Here is an 18,822-nt window from a genome sequence, read left to right as displayed (position 1 = left end):
AGGTACTCCCACGTACTAAAACTTAAGTTTATTTTTAATCAAACACTTAAAGTGCTCTTTTAATAATACGCAGGAGTGGTAAAAAAATCCAAAATTAGCCGATAAGAGAGCGCTTTTGCACACTAACTGCCGGAAAAACATTGGCCATTTGTGCATCATTTAAAGACCAGTGTTGCTGCAATGCCGCACCTATCCAGCTACGAATGTCGGATGTTGGCATAAGGTCTCTTTGTTTATATAGCTGGTGGTCGGCTAAACCCGGCCACTCGCCCATAACAGAACCGCCTTTTACTGCTCCACCAGCCAAAAATAGCGCGGAGGCTGTACCATGATCTGTGCCCTGAGTCCCATTTACCTTTACGGTACGACCAAACTCTGTTGCGATGATCACAAGTGTATTTTGCCATTGTGTAGCAAGTGACACCTTTAGCTGCTGCAGTCCTTTGTCTAATTGTTGCAACTGGCGATTTAACCTTGGAATTTGATTATTATGGGTGTCCCAACCACCAAATTCCAACATCGCAGCTTGGGTATCGGTCGTAGCTAGGGTTTCCCCACAGATACGGCATAATTGATTAAAAGGTGCTCGTTTTAAATTGTTTTTTTCACCCATCGTTTGATTAATTTCTAATCCACGTTGAAGTTGCGCTTGTAGTTGCGGATGCTGATCGTACAAATGCATTAATTGACTATAAATATCCTCATCAACAGAGGGTAAACTAGATGGGTACCAAGCTTTTACTGTTTGATTACCGCGCATAGAAATCGGCAAGGCATGTGCAAATGCCAACCCCTGCATCTGTTTTTGTGCGAGTGCACGTGCTAGCCAACCACTCTGATAGTCGACCTGATCATTGCCGCTCTCGAGTAAATCCTGAGAAAAAAAATGCGAGCGGCTGCGGCTTGGTGAGGCCACTGCAACGACAGGCAACAGGCTTTTTTCTTGATACCATCCATATAAGGTTTCTAGGCTTGGATGAAGCCCAAAACCACGATCAAGCGGATTTAATGTATCTATAATAGGTTTAATTAAAGCCGCTCTATGATTTTGCAGATGTTTATCAAATTTAGGTACGACGACATGTAAACTATCCATAGCACCGCGTAACATTATCCAAACTACATTTTTGTTGTGAGAAGCAGGCAGGGCACGGGTAGCTGCATGCGCAGCGGGTGTGGATAAAAATAACAAGCCTGATGCCAGGCCTTTTAAAAAATCTCGTTTTAACATGGTATTAGCTCCTGCTTAAACAAACTGAAATTCAGGACTCATCAACAACAAGCTCATTGCCTGCTGGCGTGATTCGGCCCTTTGAATTGCTTGGCGAGTTGTTTTACTCAGGCGAGTGCCTAAGGCATTTTCAGCCAACGGCATAGGCTCCTGTTTTACTTTTGCTGCAATAAATCCCGACCACTCAACTCTTGAGACTAAAGCTTTACCACCATTCCAGCTGTCAGCAATATCGGCATAACCGGCCGGTGAGCCCGCATTAAATGGCGCTTGTCCCATTTGCTCTAATACACCAGGTGCTGCCCATGCGAGCCAATGAGCGCGCGACGCACGTAATGAAGAAATCACAAAATGACGTGGTGTTTTATACTTTACTGCCTTGACGTCCCAAGCGGACGGGTGGTTTAACATAGTTAAAATAACGGATCTGAGTTCACCTTGCGTTTTCATCCAAGTGGTTGCCATTTGTGTTACCAGATGTAAATCTGGATTGTCGGCAATAAAATGACGAGCTAATTTAAAACACACATGGACCGCAGTATCTGAATGGTTTGCTAGGTCAAATAAGATTCGTTCCCCTTGTTCTATCTCACCAGCCGGATACCGATTCCCCAAAATGATTCTGTTACCGGGTTCATGCGCCCACTTTCTATATTCAAACCCGTAGTCTTTATTATTACGGTTAAAGTTGACCGACCATCCAGAAATAGCTCGGGCTAGTTCTTTTACATCGGTCTGGCTATAAGTTGAATTAACCCCTAACGTATGTAGCTCTAAAATTTCACGCGCTAAGTTTTCGTTGAGGCCTTTGTTTTTTCGTTTTTTTGCAATCGCTGAGCGGTCACCCACCGATTGCTCATTGTTTAAATAATAGATCATCGCCGGATGTTTAATGACAGCCATTAACATGTCACTAAATTTAGCTGACAAATTGGGTGCTATGGCTTCTGCTTCCAGTGTTGGGGCCAATAAACGCATTTTGGGATTTGTCTGAGAAACACTAAAATGGTTGCTGAAAAAGTCCAACAAACGATACTGAAATCCATTGTTTTTTTCTGCTGCTGCTTTGATTACACTAATTTGGCTTTCTTTTGCTAGTTTAAATGCTTGCCTGCGAGCTTTTTGAGATGGCAGGCGCATATTTTTAGCTTGACCCTCATCCATCATGTTCATCATCACGGGTTCTGCCATTACTTTTGAATCTTGCTTTTTTGCCATTCGATAGTTGGCTTCAGCTTGTATGGCGTCTAGTGTGTGCCAAGAATGCGGCATTGTTAGCGGTGTGAGTTGCTCTGCTAACCATTGCAAGGGATCATGACTGATATTTGATAAGTCTTTTTGATTTGCCCCGTAAGCGAAGCGACTAGTGGCAATTTCTGCGGATAGCATTTTCATATCAAAAGCTCCATTAAGCGAATCCTTGATATATTAAACTAGATCTTTACAAGTGAGGGATAAAAATTACAAAAAAATTACATTTGAGGTGGTGTGAGATTTAGTGCACTTTTATTTGATCCAAATACGCCAGTCTCAGGTAACTAATTATGCATTCCATGTTATGCACACGCCCAGTGTGCTTTCGCGCAGGTAGCCAACCCGATCGCCTGCGCATTTTTTTATCCTTCCACATTTTGTTATCATTCCATTCTTATTCAAGCGCCTATGTTAGGAGTAATTTTGGCGAAAGGTAAAAATAAAAAAATAAATAAAGGATCAACAGGGGCAAACCGTAAAAATTCAGCAGCCTTTGTTGAAAAGTATCAGCAGAAGACTGAGGTTCAGGTGCTGGCGTCCGGTTTAATGTATAGAGTGATCGATCAAGCCAAAGCGCCTGTGTTAAAACCAACTATATATGACACAGTTAAAGTTCATCAGCGGATTTTATTAACCGACGGCAGTTGTATCGCAGATACGTATAAAGCAGGTTTGGCCGATGAATTCACTATGGCTGAAGCGATTGAGGGCTTACGCGAAGGTTTGTTGCAGATGGGGATAGGCGACCGTTTTGAGTTTGTAATACCTGCAGATTTAGCGTGGGGGAAAAAAGGTAATGGCAGCAAGATAGGTCCAAACGCTGTAATGATTATGGATGTCCGTTTGTTAGAAATTATTTGATGTTTTTCTGGAGTTCATCATTTTGGCCCACTATGATTAAAATTAAAAATAAAGTGGATAACATTTTAGTTATTACATTCGCATTAACCTTATAAGGTACGGTTAGTTGAGCATTTTCAAGCAGCTTCATTTAATTACTTCTCATCAAGACTTAGCGTTTGAGAAAAAAATAGAAAAGCTATTAAAACTTGGATTAAATACCTTCCACCTTGAAGTGGGTGCTATTTGTCAAGTTAAGGGCCGCGATTATCAAATTAATTATTTGGCTAGCCGGGGTCCCATAGAACTTTCTGTGGGAGATACGTTCGACTTCAAAGATACTTACTGTCGTTTTACAGTGGAACACGGTCAAGCAACTGCCGTTGCGAATGTAACGCACAGCGAATTTGCCGCAACCAATTGTTTTAAAAAATATGGCTTGAATGCCTATATTGGTGTTCCCATCTATGTTGATAAAAAAATATATGGCACGTTAAATTTTTTTTCTAAAACTAGTTGTAAACGTGATTTTACGAACAAAGACCTGGATTTTATTTCGGTCGCGGCCCAATGGCTGGGTGGAGAGCTTGAACGTCGTCATACTCTAAAACGGTTAACCCGTCGCAGTGAAGCCTTATCATCAATCAGCCAGCTGGCGAGCATTGGTTATTGGGAAGTTGACTTAAAAAAATCGCAACTGTATTGGAGTCGACAAACGCGAAAAATACATCAGGTGAGTGAAAATTATCAACCTGAATTAGCTTCTGCAATAAATTTTTATAAAGCAGGAACAGACAGAGACACCATAATTGAAAAAGTAAGCGAGTGCCAGCTAACAGGCTGCCCATGGCAATTAGAAGCGCGTATTATCACGACTCAAGGGCAAGAAAAATGGCTATCGGTTTATGCTAAACCTGTTATGCAAGAGGGGCAATGTATTCGGATATTTGGGGCAGTTCAAGATATCCACTCAATTGTCATGATCCGCAGTGAGCTTCAAAAAAAACGCGTGCAGGCTGAGCAGTTATTAGCGGCTCGCAGCTCTTTTTTGGCGAAAGTTAGCCATGAATTGCGCACGCCTATCAATGGTATTAACGGCATGTTACATGCATTAAAAGATCCTAGTCAATCTGCTCGGTTTGATGAACATATTCAAATGGCGTTAGCCAGTTCGGATACCTTGGTCGCTTTAATCAATGACGTATTAGATTATTCTAAATTAGAGTCTGGTAATTTAACACTAGAATCCCAGCCATTCGATTTGTTTCGGTTGTTTAAAGAAGCGAGCGCCAATTATAAAACCCTTTGTGAACCTAAAGAACTTGAGTTTTTAGAAAACTATACGGCGCTGAAGGGGATTTGGGTTGAATCCGATAAAATACGGTTAAAACAAGTATTGTTTAATTTGTTAAACAATGCGGTTAAATTTACCCAACAGGGATCAGTTAAACTCTCGGGTGCAATTAATTTAGATAGGCGCTTAGAGATCCAGATTTGTGATACAGGCATTGGCATGGAGCCGAGTGTATTACACAACTTATTTATTCCTTATCACCAAGCCGATAGCAGTATGGCTCGTAAATATGGTGGCACAGGGCTTGGCATGTCGATTGTCGCTGAAATTGTTGATTTAATGGGCGGGCAAATTAAGGTTGAAAGTGAACTAAATAAAGGTAGTTGTTTTAACTTAACCTTACCTCTGACTATCATTGAGCATAGGGGGAGGGATGAAGTTGGGGTTGATCTTTATGCTACGCAAAATAATTTTTGTGATTTTGCCGCGCTAAAAGTGCTCGTCGTCGATGACAATGAAATAAATCGTATGGTAATGCAAGCCATGCTTACGAGTATGGAGGTGCAATGTGACTTAGCAGACAGCGGCCAACAAGCCATTAACCTTTGCAAGCAGAGGGATTATGATATCATTTTTATGGATTGTGCAATGCCCGAAATGGATGGGATGCAAGCTTCCGCTTTCATATTGCAGCACAAAAAAGATAAAGCGCCCAAGATAATCGCGTTAACAGCACACACGTCGGCACAAGATAAACAGGCCTGCTATGATGCAGGTATGGTCGGGTTTTTAAGTAAACCAGTCGAACCTGATCAAATCAAACAAGCGCTAATTAATTCAGAAATTTTAAATTAGTAGTGGTATCAAATTAAATTTAATCATGCATGATGTGTGGTTTAAACGTTCATTATAAATGTTTACGGTAACTGTATAGAATGTTTTATACAGGTTCAGCCGGCCAAAGTATCCAAATGAATAACAAGTTATAAGTTGTGCCTGCAGGCGGTTTAAATCAAAACATTATCATCGAACTGACAGCATATATAAGTTACGTGTTGTGGTTTGGGTAAAAGATCAGGGTAAGCCAAAATTTATGGTTGAAAACAGTATGTTAATTTGGTTTAATTGTGGTTAAATATTGTGTCGCCCAAAGTTAAATGGATTGATGGAATTCGAATAAAAGGGAAATAACTTGCAATGCTGGCCATCCTTAAAAAGCAAATTCCTAAAATATAAATCAAACCAAATAACCTTGTCATTTGCCTGTTTAACAGATGATTCATTTGTACAAACTGGGAGTGCATAAGCGCTAGAGTGTTGTCTGCTTAAGTTCAAGCGTGGCATGAACACCTAAAAACGACACAATAGTATGCTTGTGAATGTTAGGTGACATAGTGTTTTTTATTAAATATCAAACAATAAAAATAAGGAATTGCAGTGAAACAATTAATGAGATGTATGATTGCTACAGCGCTTTTTTCTAATTCCGCTGTTGCGACTGAAGAATCCAAATCTGGTGATTGGGAGTTTAGCTGGCTAACAGTTTCTCAACTTTCGCTAACGTCTGAGGCGTTGAAAGAAGAACCGACAATTTCAAAAAACGCAATGGAATATTCCTTCTCTGCAGATTACGAGAGTGGTAAATGGCTTACATCATTAGGCATAGGTCTTCAAGTATACGATGACAGTGATTCTTGGGAACAAGACGTCGTAGATCAATTTGGAAATGAAGATACGGTCGATTCTAGTACGACAGGTTGGTCTGTCAGTGCTGCCTTTGGACCAAGATGGTTTTTAGGAAATAAAGAAGAACATATGCTGGTTGCTCAAGCTGGGTACGCCTATGTTGGAGATGCAAGTCGAGGGGTAGGTCTTTGTACGGATTGTCCGGGGGAAGATATTGACGTAGAAGGCGGTGCTTTTTTTAAAGCCACTTACTTATATAGTTTTTCTGGCATGGCGGTCGGCTTTCACGCTACAAAATATCTAAGTGGTGATAGTTTTGATCAAAGTTTCGGCATAGTGCTTTCAACACCGTATTAATAGGTTTTCGGCTTGATTAATATATCAAGTTCGCCCGAAACCTATCGTAAATAGAGATCAGTTGCGCAATGGCATATTTGATCTCTATTACCAAGCTAAAAGTTGTAAACTAGGTAAACAAGTTAAATTGTTTATTGAGATGAAGTGGGCCTGAACTCAACCTTGACCGGCTGTCGGCCAAGGTTGAGGGTTTTAGCGTTTGTGGGGGTTAAAGAGACAGTACTTCAACAACTAAAGTATAACTGCCGCGACGACTCGTTGCTGGCGCCTGTGCTTTATCATCTTCGTATTCGGCTTCTAACCAGTACAATCCAGGCTCGTCAAATTCAAAGTTGATTTCGCCTTGTTTGTTTGTCGTAAATTTACGTGCACCGGATTCGTCACGATACTTTTCACCATCTTTTACCAGAGTCACCTCAGTGCCTTCGGCAGGTTTACCATCCATTAAAAAACCTAGGGTAATGGGTTCGCTGGTATACAAATCATTAGGATGAGTTTTACCATTCAATTCTAAACCTGAACCGGTCGGTTTTAAAACTGCGGCGGATGGGGCTTGTAAACTGGTATAAACTTCAAGGCGATAGGCATTTTGACTAACAGATAACTCATTTGCATCTTGAGGCACTTTTTTATAAAAATCTTCAGCGGTGCCAATTTCACCTCGACCTGGCCAACGTTGACGTTCGCCGTCTGCATCTTTCCATGAAGCGCGTAATGAGTTTGCAGCAGTGAAAACCTTATAGGTACCTTGTTCGGTCAATTCTAAATCAAAAACGCTTCGGTATTTAAGTTTTTGCACGTTTTTTAATTCAACTTCTTTTTTGTTTGGATCCCATGCAGTTAAACGCTGTACTGGGTATGGAAAATGATCGGCAAAAAAAATGGTATTTGCAACGGCTGCATCAAAAGTCACCCATTCAGTGTCACCAGACGAGAGTGTTGTACTGGGTTTTACCCAAGCCCGGTGGGCTTGTGCAGTGCTGACTAAACTAAGCGCTAATGCTGTGGTGGTTAAAATAGTACGTAGTTTCATTATTTGTTCTCCATAATAAGTTGAATTTTTCCGAGTTCTTTTTGGCCATTTTTGCTTAGTTGAGTGCCTGGTGTGAGCGGCCAATCAAACTCAATATAAACTGCTTCACGCCCACCAAGTTCGCGCGCCGCTTCTACATTTAAGCGATAAGTTCCTGGGGTTAAACTGTTTAGCGCTTCACTTATATCAACGCTGGCAATACCCGGACGTCGGGTTGCTCCGGTTACACCATCAATGGGTAGATCCAAGGTTCGGCCGCCACGGCGCCACCATAAACGCATATCTTTCAGCCATTTTTCACCTTCGTCATCTTTCATTTTATAGTCGTACCAGACAAAGATATTTTGCACATTTTTATGCTTTTTATCGCTGATCCAAGCAGCAACATATGGGGCGTGGTATTCAGATACTTGGATTCTTGGGATCTCTACTTTTAACTCACCGGCATGAGCTGGAATCAAGGCGATTGCAACTGGTAATAAAAAGCTCGCGATAATGAGCGGCCAAGTGGATTTACGTCCTTTAGCGTATTTTTTTAATAAAATTAATCCTGTCACGGTAAATACAATACAGGCAATAGAAAATATATCGATAAACCAGCGCCAAGCGCTGCTGGTATTGCGTCCTTTATGTAAGTCGTTTAAATAAGCAATGTAGCCTCTTTCGGTTGTTTCCATATAAAACTCTCCAGTTTCTAGCATTAAACTAAACCAGCTATCACCGCCTGGGCGGGGCATAGCTAAATAGATTTCACCGGCATTTATCTCTGGCTTTATTGCGTCAGGAATGTTTTGTCCGGTTTGGTTTTTAAACCAGCTTTTAAAGCTGCTGGTTAAGCTTTTTTGTTGCTGTAGCGAACTTAAAATATTTGCAGGAAGTTCAGCTTCATAGGATGTAATTTTGGGTTCAGACTCTATCTCTGCAGCATGATTTAAAGTAATGCCGGTAACTGCAAAAAGCAGCATGCCAGCTAAACAGATTGCAGAACTAATCCAATGCCAGTTTTTTACATTCCATAGTTGTCGCGCCCGAGGCATAATATGCTCCTGTGATTGTTTGTTCTTGTTAAGCGCTCAGTTTAACGGGATTATTATTCGTAAAGTGTAAGTTTGGTGTAAAGTTACTTCGCTCTAATAAAATATACCTTTATGATAATGATTCTTGTTTATGTTATTTTTTAATTACTGTCTTGGCAAGTAATTATTTTTTAAAAGTATTAAAAGAAAATTTTATGAATGCCCGTTTATTAAAGTCGTTACGAGTTTTTATTGAAGTGGCTGACACACAAAGTATGAGTGTGGCGGCAAAGAAGTTGCATATGACGGTCTCTGCCATTAGTCAGCAACTAAAAAAGCTGGAAGATGAAACTCAGATCCGTTTGTTTCATCGGGATACACGAAGTTTAAACCTGACCTCGGCAGGTCAGGTTTATTATACGTATGCCAAACAGATGATGTTAGTTTCGCAAGAAGCGTTGACAAAACTTGAGCAGTTGCAACAACAGCCAAGCGGTGATTTAAGCATTATTGCGCCAGAAGGCTTTGGTGGCGGATTATTAAGCCGACCCGTTGACAGTTTAATTCAAAATTATCCTAAGCTTAAACTCGATCTGACGCTGACCGATCAGCCACTGGATTTACAAAAAACGCCAGCTGATTTGGCAATTTCGTTGCATGAAGTCAACCAAACCGGTTACGTGAGTAGACATTTAGCAACATGGCGAAGAGTATTATGTGTCGCTAAATCTCACCCACTGGCTCAGAAAAGACTGAGCACCCCAGAAGATTTAACATCATATGTGCATGTTGCGCATCAAAGCTCCTTATTCCTAAAATATCGTCACAGTGGTCAGCCACAAGAGATAGCTGTTGCGAGCGCGAATATTTGTGTCAATTCTATGCAAACCTGTATCCAATTGGCGCTAGACGGACTGGGTTACGCTATTTTACCAGAGCCTGAAATACGTCATTATTTATTAGCCGGAGATATGGTGCATATATTGCCGGATTGGTTGCTTGACTCTTATCATGTCTACGCTGTCACGCCCGATGATGATACTATGCCTGCTAAAACGGGCGCTGCGGTTGATCATATAAAAGATTGGTTTTCGCAAATTTGATGTAATCTTAGTGCGAGCGTTTTATAGTAGGGTTTTTCGAGTTATTTAACGGAGCTAAACGTGAGCAGAGGGTTTATCAACAGTGTTACAAGTTTATTGGTTGTCAGTGTATTGGCCGCCTGTGCAAATAAACAATCATCACATCAAGTATCAGACCAAACGAGGCGCATAGATTTATACCGTACCGATATCCCAGGTGCGCTACCCGGCGGGCTCGAAAGTATTAGAGATCCTAAAGCCGAAAATACCTTTATCAAAGGTGTGGTGAAACCCGAGCTAACGATATATCCAGCGCAGGGCGAAAACAAAAAAACAGCGATTGTTATTTGTCCGGGTGGCGGGTATTCAGGGGTTTCTATTGTGCATGAAGGAAGCAAGGTCGCTCAAAGGCTCGCGCAGCATGGTTACACATCCGTTGTATTAAAATATCGAATGCCACAAGCGGAAACTATGCAGGATAAACGTTTTGGCCCATTACAAGATGCTCAAACGGCTTTAGCTTGGGTTCATCAAAACAAACAAGATTTAAAAGTGGAGCGGGTCGGTATTATGGGCTTTTCGGCTGGTGGTCATTTAGCTGCCACTGCGGCGGTACACGCAAGTGATCCTGTATTGATAAACACCAAATCAAGTGAGATTAAAGCCGATTTTCAAATTTTGATTTATCCAGTGATTAGCATGCACAGTGAAATTACTCACCAAGGGTCACGTAATAATTTAATCGGCCCACACTTGTATCCAGAAGATGTGGAGTATTTTTCTGCTGAAAAAAATGTGAGTGAAAAAACGCCGCCAGCGTTTATCGTGCACGCAACCGATGACAAAGCGGTACCAGTGGAAAACAGTCTGGTTTATTACCATGCGTTAAAACAAAAAGGCGTTGATGTTCAATTGCTTATTTTACCAACGGGTGGCCATGGTTTTTCAATGCAACACCCGTTCGATTGGTTTGATAGTTTAACTAAATGGTTGCAGCTGAACTAGCTCAATGTTGTGGTACCTGCTTTATAAACTGTTCAATTGGCAGCGGCTTGGCGTAGTGGTAGCCTTGGCCAATTGAGCAGCCAAGATCGATCAGTTTTTCCGCGTGTTTTTGGCTCTCTATGCCTTCTGCGACTATTTCTAAATCCATTGCATTAGCCATGCTAATAATCGCTTTCACAATGTTTAAACTTTGCTGGTCGTCTAACATGTCAAAAACAAAAGACTGGTCAATTTTTAAGATATTGACATTAAAAAATTTTAGATAGGATAAACTTGAATAACCGGTGCCAAAGTCGTCAATTGCAATAGAGATGCCCAATTCGCGAAATTTTTGCAACAGCTTGCGGGTTTCTTCAAAATCATGCATTAACGCACTTTCGGTTAATTCAAGCTCTAAATAACAAGCAGTTATCTGACTGTCTTTGATTATCTTTAGGGTCTCGGTATAAAAGTCTGCTTGATTGAATTGACGGGCAGCAATATTAACTGATATTTTAAGTGGTGTGCCTTTATCTTCAAGGTATTTGATCATTTGGCAACTTTGTTTTAAAACTTGTCGGCCAAGTTCATGTATCATGCCATTTTCTTCAGCTAACGAAATAAAACTTAACGGAGAGATAAAATTTTCGCCGTGTTTTAACCTGACTAATGCCTCTGCGCCGACTTGCTCGCCTGTTTTTAGATTAATTTGAGGTTGAAAATACAATTCAAGAGATTGATGACTGAGTGCGTTGCGTAGCACACTCTCAACGCTGTGACGGTCAACAAGTTTACGTTCTAATTCTTTTGAAAAATAACAATGCTGATTGCGGCCTTGCTCTTTTGCTCTAAACATCGCAACGTCAGCATGGCGCATTAAGGTTTCTTCATCATTCGCATCATCTGGGTACAAGCTTATACCAATGCTCACCGTTAGTTTATATTCTTGCTCATAAATCACAAAAGGAGTTTGAAAAGACGTTGCGATCTGGTTCGCCACTTGTTCTGCTTGTGTTAACTCGCACAAGTTTGGCAGAACTAGAACAAATTCGTCACCACCAATACGCGAAACAGTGGCAGGGGACGCGGCAAAAGTTTTTAAACGATCCGCTATTTTTTTGATGATAAGATCGCCCACAATATGGCCCGCAGAATCGTTCACATATAAAAAATGATCGATATCAACCAGCATGAGTGCCATGATTTGATTATTTTGTGCTGTTGTATAGATACCCTGACCAATGCGGTCGTGTAATAAAATTCTGTTTGGTAAATCGGTCAAGGGATCATGATTTGCAATGTGATTCATTTTAACCGCCATGGCAATGGCTTCACTGACATCATGAAATACGACTACGGCACCAATCAAGGCATTGTTCAAGATGATTGGGGATGCAGAATCTTCAATTCTGAATACATTGCCGTCTTTGCTTTGCAGTTGGGCATTTAACGCCATCGCTACCCGACGTTTTTCTCGCATGGCATTAAAAACAGGGTTATCCATAGGTTTTTGGGTATCTGCGTGGCGTAAAACCATAATTTTTTCTATTGGTTGTCCCAACGCGTCTTTTTGATGCCAGCCTGTCATATTCTCAGCAACAGGATTCATAAAAGTGACCAAACCTTCGGCATCGGTTGAAATTACTGCATCACCAATTGAGTTTAAGGTAATATTGAGTTTTTGTTTTTGCTGGACTAGAGTCTGCTGGCTTTTAACTAACGCTTGTTTAGTTTTTAATAGGCTTAAATGGTTGCGAATGCGTATTTGGCAGGTATGGCGGTCAATTGGTTTATGAATAAAATCAATAGCACCTGCTTCTAAAGCTGCAATTTCAGACGATTTTGACTCATGAGAGGTGACAAAAATCACCGGAATATCCTTAGTGATAGGATCCGCTTTTAACTCGTTACAAACCTGAATGCCATTTTTTCCGGTCATTTCAAAATCTAACAAAATTAACTCTGGCAATTTTGCAAGAGCGAGTGATTGAACTTCGAAAGGATCAGAGCAACAAATGACTGGGCAGATTTCGCTCACAATGTCATTTATTATATTCAATGCAACCGTTTCATCATCAACTGCAAGTATTAAAAAATGGGCATCTATCAATTTTATAAGCCTAAGTTTTACACTGTTTTTAACACTTTAAACAGGTCTTTTAAATTATTCAATTACATTAAGGGGTTTTGTTACGTTAGCTCACTTTATTTATTACTGATACAGCAGCCAGTAAGATCTAATACACGTGCAAAAGCGTAAAAACTTGAGTAAAGTGAGCAGGTTATTTTAGTAAATATAAAAACAGGGTAAGCGTGTTTGAAAATAGAGCAAAATTCTCAACATCAGGCATCTGATGTGCCGGTTGTCGCTGTTATTGGCGGCGGGTTGGCGGGTTCAGTTATCGCATTAAAGTTAGTTGAAGCAGGTTACCAGGTTAACTTAATTGAAAAAGGCAATGGGTTAGTTAATGGGCCGCCGATATGTCATTTACATGCAGGAGGTAGTTTTTATCGCGAATTGTCGGACGAAAACTGTTTAACCTTGTTAGAGCAATCTATTGATATATTAAAGGTATTCCCTCAATGTGTGAACTTGCGACCAACTGTGATTGCAGTGCCAACTAAAGATGAAAGTGAACCTTTGGATTTGCTGCCCAGATTTAAAAAACTTTCGGCAGCTTATCAAGATTTAATTAAAAAAGATCACAGAAACAAGGTGTTGGGTGATGCAGGTGAGTATTTTATAGAATTTGATCGAGCACAACTAGACGCTTTGGCTCAACAAAAGATCCCAGCAAGCATTCGGCAATTATCCGACTGGTTGATTCCAGTCGCTAAAACTTTGGATTTAGATAAGCTTAAGTATCCACTTATTTTAGTGCAAGAATACGGTTTAAGTGGTTTCCGTTTTTCTGCGTTAGCTGAATTGACACTGAACGCAGCTAGCAACTGTAATTTATACTTAAATCATCAAGTTACGGATATACAAGAGCAAAAAAACGGCTGGCAAATCAATATGTGTGACAGTGAGCAGCATAAATCTAAACAGCTAAACTGTGATTTTGTCGTCAATGCATGCGGTTACCAAAGTGGGCAGCTGGATGATATGTTAGCTGTATCGCGTGAACGCATGTTGGAGTTTAAAGCGGCTTATGTCGCTCATTGGCCAGCAAAAAAAGGCCAATGGCCTGAAGTATTATTTCACGGCAAAAGAGGTACCCCACATGGCATGGCGCAATTGACGCCTTATCCTGACAACTATTTTCAATTGCATGGAATGACACAGGAAATTACACTATTTTCAAATGGGCTGGCACGTAGCACGGCCGATAGCGCACAGCCGAAACTGGCAGCGCCTTTTCAGAATAAACTTGATAAAGGTTGGCCTTTAGAAGTTGTGCAAGCGAGGACATTAAGTAATATAAAACATATTAGCCAATATATTCCTGCTTTTGAATCTGCCAAGGTCGCGGCAAAACCTCTATATGGAGCGCAGCAAATTCCGGGTGATAATCCGGATCTTAGAACGGCAGATGTTTCATTTTATAAAAGTACCTATGCCAGAGCCGAAATTGTTAAAGCCTCGTCAGTATTAGCGGCAAGTCGTTGCATTATAAATGCCTTAAAAAAACATTGTCAGACAAAATTTATCCCGCATGAGGGCGATTTTTATAAACCGACCCAATGTTCTGCGCAAGCGCTGAGTGAAAAAGCGCAGGAAATCGCCAAATCCCGTGGCTATCCACCTGCGCTAGCGAGAGAAATTTAATCAATTAAAAGACTTGGTTTATTTGCGCAAAATGATCAAAACAAAAATCCGGTTGCTGTAAGCTAATATCCTCCCCATAATTGTAACCATAGGTAACGGCGACCGTTAGCATTCCAGCGGCTTTACCGGCAAGGATATCGTTTTTAGAATCCCCCACCATTACACAGTTTTGGGGCGCTTGTTTTAATAAGTCGGCGGCATGTAATAAGGGTTCGGGTGCTGGTTTTTTTTGCGGCAGCGTATCGCCCCCTATGTTTGCTAAAAAGTAATCATCAATCGCCAACCCTTTAAGTAGCGGTGAGATAAATGCAGAAGGCTTATTGGTGACTAAAGCCAGTTTATAACCTTTATTTTTGAGCGCAGACAGCGTTTCTGCTACGCCAGGGTAGAGCGCTGAATCAACAGCTAAATGTTCACTATAATGGTGTAAAAAAAGTTTTAATGCTTTGTCTGCAAGTTGTGGATCGAGCGTAGTTGAAATCGTTTTTTGGCCACTTAACGCTCGTTCTATTAAGACTTTAGCCCCATTGCCAACCCAGTTTCTGATCTTTGAAGTGGTGAAGGGCTCACGTCCGAGCTGAATTAAGGTTGCATTCACCGAGTTTGCTAAATCAGGGGCGCTGTCGACTAAAGTGCCGTCTAAATCAAATAATATGGTCGTTGTTTTTGTCGTCACGAAAAAAATACCGCGTAAATAGAATAAAAATATGAGTTTAACAAATATTTGCTCAGCTCTGTAAGTTTGTTTCGAGCAGGCTTCTGATTGCGTAAATCACTGAACTATGTCAAACTTTTAAAATTCATGATTATTTTTGATTATTTTTTGTTTAGTGGAAAACCATGTTAGAAATTCAACGGCAGCAGCGACTGCTGGATATATTAGAAGAAAAAAAATTTGCGACAGTTGCTCAGTTAACTGAATTACTGCATAGCTCTGAAGCAACCATTCGCCGAGATCTGGTAAAGTTAGACAAACAAAACAAAATCACGCGCGTACATGGGGGTGCTAAAGTACTAACATCGGCCAGTGGGGCGGACAACGAAGCCGCACGTCCAACGTTAGCAAGCCCGACTAACTCCGCAAAAACACCGCAGCAAATTAATCGAGCATTAGCGCAAAAAGCGGCAGCATTATGCGAAGATGGCGAATCCGTTATTATCAATGGTGGTATGATCACCGATTTAATGGGCGATTTTTTACGTGAGCGAAAATTAAATATTTTGACTAATTCGTTTGCCCTTGCTCACGACTTGGTAACCAATAGTCGTAATCAAGTTTCATTGCCCGGTGGTGAAGTCTACCGTGAACAGGGCATTGTTTTAAGTGCTTTTGATAATGATACAACGCAACATTATAGCGCTTCAAAAATGTTTATTGGCACACCGGGCTTAAGTGAGTTCGGTGTTACTGAATCAGATGCTTTATTGGTTAGAGCTGAACAGAAAATGCGTAGACAGGCTGAAAAACTGGTCGTGTTAGCCCCATCTACGAGTTTGGAAAAGCGTAGCAGCTTTATTTTTTGTTCGTTAAATCAGATAGATATATTAATCACAGAACGTAGTACCGATAACGCACTATTGCAGCGTTACCGTCAGCACGGGTTAGAAATCGTATTGGTGTAAATTTTTTATCGCTAATGTAATTTTATTGTAAATTCGCTTGCAGCTTTACCCGGTAAGCGCAAAATGCCTGTTGCAAACAGCAAGTTTGTATTTTATTTACCGAGGTAAACTTTCATGAAAAAAGGCATTATTTTAGCTAGCGTGATTGCGCTTTCTTTATCTTCTGTTGCAGTGCAAGCTAAACCTTCTAAAGAAGAACGTCAAGCAGCACGCGAAACCTGTAAAGCGCAAGCAAAAGAGCAAAAAGTGGCTAAGGATGAACGTAAAGAATGGATGAAGTCTTGCGTTAAATCGTCTTTACAAAAAAGCGCTGAAAGCGAATAAATGTTCTAACACACGAAACCCGGCCGACACGACCGGGTTTTTGCATTTTATTTGAGATCAAATCTATCGTTGATCATCACTTTGTGCCAAGCAGCTACAAAATCTGCGATAAACTTGCCACCAGCGTCCCGCGATGCATACACTTCGGCAATTGAACGAAGTTCTGAATTAGCACCAAATATTAAGTCAACTGATGTTGCTGTCCATTTAGTGTGTCCAGTTGCTCGGTCAACTCCCTGGTAAACACCGGCTTCGGCTGTTTTTTGCCATTTAGTTTTCATATCTAACAAATTAACAAAAAATGCGTTATTTAATTGACCAGGTGTATTGGTTAATACGCCGTGTCGGCTTTGCTCAACATTCGCCTCTAAAACACGTAAACCACCAATTAACACTGTCATTTCAGGAACCGAAAGTGCGAGCATATCAGCGCGGTCAACCATGGCTTCCAATGGTGGCCAGAAACTTTCATCGCTGTAGTAGTTTCTAAAAGCATCCGCTTTAGGCTCTAACACCGCAAATGACGCTATGTCAGTTTGCGCTTCAGATGCATCCATTCGACCTGGAATAAAAGGCACTTCAATTGTATATCCAGCCGCTTTAGCCGCTTGTTCTATCGCTGTGCCACCAGCTAATACAATGAGATCCGCAAGAGATATTTTGGTATCAGCATACTTGTTATTAAATGATAGCTGAATACGGCTTAATTCATCTAATACTTTAGCAAGTTCAGTGGGTGAGTTTACTGGCCAGTCTTTTTGTGGTGCTAGACGAACTCGTGCCCCGTTGGCTCCACCTCGCATATCAGTATCACGGTAGCTGGCTGCCGATGACCAGGCGGCTTTGACTAATTCAGAAATAGTTAAATCGGTCGCTAATATCTGCTCTTTTAACGCTTTAATTTGCTTTTGATTGACCAAAGTATGGTCTACTTCTGGAATCGGATCCTGCCATAACAAGGTTTCCGAGGGCACTAAATCACCCAAATATCGAGCTCTAGGGCCCATATCTCTATGATTTAATTTGAACCAAGCTTTGGCAAAAGCCAGCTCAAACTTTACTGGATCCGCTCGAAACGCTTCTGCAATTTTTCTAAACTCAGGATCTTCTTTTAACGCAATATCTGTTGTAAACATAATAGGGGCATGACGTTTACCTTTAATGTGGGCATCTGGGACCATTTGCGCAGCATTTTTATCATCAGGTATCCACTGGATAGCACCTGCCGGGCTGCGTGTTTGCACCCAGTTAAAAGAAAATAAATTGTCTAAATAATTAGTGGTCCATTGGGTTGGCGTTACTGTCCACGCGCCTTCTAATCCAGAAGTGAAAGTATCTTCTGCATTACCTTTACCACAGTTATTTTTCCAACCCAGGCCTTGTTCTTCTATCTCAGCAGCGGCTGGCTCTTTCCCAACACACTTGGCTTTTTTAGCACCGTGGGCTTTGCCAAAGGTGTGGCCACCGGCAATTAATGCAACTATCTCTTCGTCGTTCATTGCCATGCGACCAAATGATAAACGAATGTCCTCTGCAGCCGCGAGAGGGTCAGGCTTCCCATGCGGACCTTCTGGATTAACATAAATCAATCCCATTTCAACTGCTGCTAACGGACCTTTTAATTTACCTTTTTTATCGCGGCGCTCATCGGTCAACATTTCACTTTCAGGGCCCCAATATACATAATCGGGTTCCCAATCATCTTCACGGCCACCAGCATATCCGTACGTTTTAAAGCCCATAGATTCAAGTGCGACATTTCCAGTTAGCGCAATTAAATCAGCCCACGAAATATTACGGCCGTATTTTTGTTTAATTGGCCATAATAACCGACGTGCTTTATCCAAGTTAGCGTTGTCTGGCCAACTGTTCAGTGGATCGAACCTTTGTTGGCCGCCACCCGCGCCACCACGACCGTCAAATACTCGATAGGTGCCTGCTGCGTGCCATGCCATACGGATAAAAAACGGACCATAATGACCATAATCTGCTGGCCACCAATCTTGTGAATCTGTCAGCACCTTTTTGATATCAGCTTGCACTTCATCCAAATCTAATTGCAGAAATGCTTCACGATAATCAAAATCTTCGGCGTAGGGGTTTGACTCTGCCCCGTGGGCTCTTAGTGGGCTTAAATTAAGTTGCTCAGGCCACCAAAATTGGTTTGACTGAATTGTAGTGGACTGATTCTGGCTGGACTCAGACGCAGCAGCATTTGCCGATGTGGCTAATATGGCCGCACTGATTAATGTAATGGTACGTTTTAACATAATGATAAACTCCTCTTGCATTGAGGCTTTTATCATAGGCAGATGTTCATAATTGGTAT

15 protein-coding genes are annotated in these 18,822 nt (G+C 41.2%); 8 read left to right on the top strand and 7 right to left on the bottom strand.

Features of this window, described 5'->3' with window-relative positions; all coding sequences use genetic code 11:
* Window positions 1-94: 94 nt before the first annotated feature.
* Both C727_RS0112115 and C727_RS0112110 read right to left on the bottom strand, forming a co-directional pair.
* Window positions 95-1,231, bottom strand: a complete 1,137-nt coding sequence (locus C727_RS0112115; protein ID WP_017445915.1) for a DUF1501 domain-containing protein — start codon at window positions 1,229-1,231, stop codon at window positions 95-97.
* Window positions 1,232-1,246: 15 nt separating this feature from the next.
* Window positions 1,247-2,626, bottom strand: a complete 1,380-nt coding sequence (locus C727_RS0112110) for a DUF1800 domain-containing protein (RefSeq protein WP_017445914.1) — start codon at window positions 2,624-2,626, stop codon at window positions 1,247-1,249.
* 282 nt (window positions 2,627-2,908) lie between these two features.
* On the opposite strand from C727_RS0112110, the gene C727_RS0112105 reads away from it, so the two are divergent.
* From C727_RS0112105 to C727_RS0112090, 3 genes are all read left to right on the top strand, one after another.
* Window positions 2,909-3,346: an FKBP-type peptidyl-prolyl cis-trans isomerase gene (locus tag C727_RS0112105; protein ID WP_017445913.1), complete on the top strand. Its 438-nt coding sequence runs from the start codon at window positions 2,909-2,911 to the stop codon at window positions 3,344-3,346.
* Window positions 3,347-3,452: 106 nt separating this feature from the next.
* Window positions 3,453-5,474: a GAF domain-containing hybrid sensor histidine kinase/response regulator gene (locus C727_RS0112095; RefSeq protein ID WP_017445911.1), complete on the top strand. Its 2,022-nt coding sequence runs from the start codon at window positions 3,453-3,455 to the stop codon at window positions 5,472-5,474.
* A 582-nt stretch (window positions 5,475-6,056) separates the two neighbouring features.
* Complete coding sequence (locus tag C727_RS0112090) at window positions 6,057-6,662, top strand: hypothetical protein (protein WP_155949235.1); 606 nt, start codon at window positions 6,057-6,059, stop codon at window positions 6,660-6,662.
* 208 nt (window positions 6,663-6,870) lie between these two features.
* Here the strand turns inward: C727_RS0112090 and C727_RS0112085 are convergent, their stop codons facing one another.
* On the bottom strand, window positions 6,871-7,695 hold the full coding sequence (locus C727_RS0112085; RefSeq protein ID WP_017445909.1) for a DUF4198 domain-containing protein: 825 nt from the start codon (window positions 7,693-7,695) through the stop codon (window positions 6,871-6,873).
* Window positions 7,695-8,732 (bottom strand): PepSY-associated TM helix domain-containing protein, encoded by a 1,038-nt coding sequence (locus C727_RS0112080; RefSeq protein WP_017445908.1) that lies wholly within the window; start codon window positions 8,730-8,732, stop codon window positions 7,695-7,697. The genes C727_RS0112085 and C727_RS0112080 overlap by 1 nt, the downstream gene beginning before the upstream one ends.
* A gap of 194 nt (window positions 8,733-8,926) precedes the next feature.
* Between C727_RS0112080 and C727_RS0112075 the strand changes: the two genes are divergently transcribed.
* Both C727_RS0112075 and C727_RS18500 read left to right on the top strand, forming a co-directional pair.
* Window positions 8,927-9,814 (top strand): LysR family transcriptional regulator, encoded by an 888-nt coding sequence (locus tag C727_RS0112075; protein ID WP_017445907.1) that lies wholly within the window; start codon window positions 8,927-8,929, stop codon window positions 9,812-9,814.
* Window positions 9,815-9,874: 60 nt separating this feature from the next.
* A complete protein-coding gene (locus C727_RS18500; protein WP_017445906.1) occupies window positions 9,875-10,798 on the top strand; it encodes an alpha/beta hydrolase in 924 nt (307 codons plus the stop codon).
* A gap of 1 nt (window position 10,799) precedes the next feature.
* On the opposite strand, the gene C727_RS0112065 is transcribed toward C727_RS18500, so the two are convergent.
* Window positions 10,800-12,887 (bottom strand): EAL domain-containing protein, encoded by a 2,088-nt coding sequence (locus C727_RS0112065; RefSeq protein ID WP_017445905.1) that lies wholly within the window; start codon window positions 12,885-12,887, stop codon window positions 10,800-10,802.
* A 207-nt stretch (window positions 12,888-13,094) separates the two neighbouring features.
* Between C727_RS0112065 and C727_RS0112060 the strand changes: the two genes are divergently transcribed.
* Window positions 13,095-14,546: an FAD-dependent oxidoreductase gene (locus tag C727_RS0112060; RefSeq protein ID WP_017445904.1), complete on the top strand. Its 1,452-nt coding sequence runs from the start codon at window positions 13,095-13,097 to the stop codon at window positions 14,544-14,546.
* A 4-nt stretch (window positions 14,547-14,550) separates the two neighbouring features.
* Here C727_RS0112060 and C727_RS0112055 read toward each other — a convergent pair whose 3' ends face one another.
* Window positions 14,551-15,222 carry a phosphoglycolate phosphatase gene (locus C727_RS0112055; RefSeq protein WP_017445903.1) on the bottom strand — a complete coding sequence of 224 codons (672 nt, stop codon included), beginning with the start codon at window positions 15,220-15,222 and terminating at the stop codon, window positions 14,551-14,553.
* Between the two features lie 164 nt (window positions 15,223-15,386).
* On the opposite strand from C727_RS0112055, the gene C727_RS0112050 reads away from it, so the two are divergent.
* Together C727_RS0112050 and C727_RS0112045 are read left to right on the top strand one after the other, a co-directional pair.
* A complete protein-coding gene (locus tag C727_RS0112050; protein ID WP_017445902.1) occupies window positions 15,387-16,169 on the top strand; it encodes a DeoR/GlpR family DNA-binding transcription regulator in 783 nt (260 codons plus the stop codon).
* Between the two features lie 114 nt (window positions 16,170-16,283).
* Window positions 16,284-16,493, top strand: coding sequence for a PsiF family protein (locus tag C727_RS0112045; RefSeq protein ID WP_017445901.1), 210 nt, complete (start codon window positions 16,284-16,286; stop codon window positions 16,491-16,493).
* Window positions 16,494-16,540: 47 nt separating this feature from the next.
* Here the strand turns inward: C727_RS0112045 and katG are convergent, their stop codons facing one another.
* Complete coding sequence (gene katG / locus C727_RS0112040) at window positions 16,541-18,763, bottom strand: catalase/peroxidase HPI (protein WP_017445900.1); 2,223 nt, start codon at window positions 18,761-18,763, stop codon at window positions 16,541-16,543.
* Window positions 18,764-18,822: the final 59 nt, after the last annotated feature.

It is taken from the genome of Gayadomonas joobiniege G7 (assembly GCF_000300815.1).
Taxonomy (GTDB): domain Bacteria; phylum Pseudomonadota; class Gammaproteobacteria; order Enterobacterales; family Alteromonadaceae; genus Catenovulum; species Catenovulum joobiniege.
Note: the sequence above shows the minus strand (reverse complement) of the source record. Positions and strands in the feature narration are given on the sequence as shown.

Coding starts and splice junctions, on each gene's coding strand:
- C727_RS0112085 (WP_017445909.1), bottom strand. CDS start 7,695: ATGAAACTACGTACTATTTTAACCACCACAGCATTAGCGCTTAGTTTA.
- C727_RS0112045 (WP_017445901.1), top strand. CDS start 16,284: ATGAAAAAAGGCATTATTTTAGCTAGCGTGATTGCGCTTTCTTTATCT.
- C727_RS0112110 (WP_017445914.1), bottom strand. CDS start 2,626: ATGAAAATGCTATCCGCAGAAATTGCCACTAGTCGCTTCGCTTACGGG.
- C727_RS0112075 (WP_017445907.1), top strand. CDS start 8,927: ATGAATGCCCGTTTATTAAAGTCGTTACGAGTTTTTATTGAAGTGGCT.
- C727_RS0112115 (WP_017445915.1), bottom strand. CDS start 1,231: ATGTTAAAACGAGATTTTTTAAAAGGCCTGGCATCAGGCTTGTTATTT.
- C727_RS0112050 (WP_017445902.1), top strand. CDS start 15,387: ATGTTAGAAATTCAACGGCAGCAGCGACTGCTGGATATATTAGAAGAA.
- C727_RS0112080 (WP_017445908.1), bottom strand. CDS start 8,732: ATGCCTCGGGCGCGACAACTATGGAATGTAAAAAACTGGCATTGGATT.
- katG (WP_017445900.1), bottom strand. CDS start 18,763: ATGTTAAAACGTACCATTACATTAATCAGTGCGGCCATATTAGCCACA.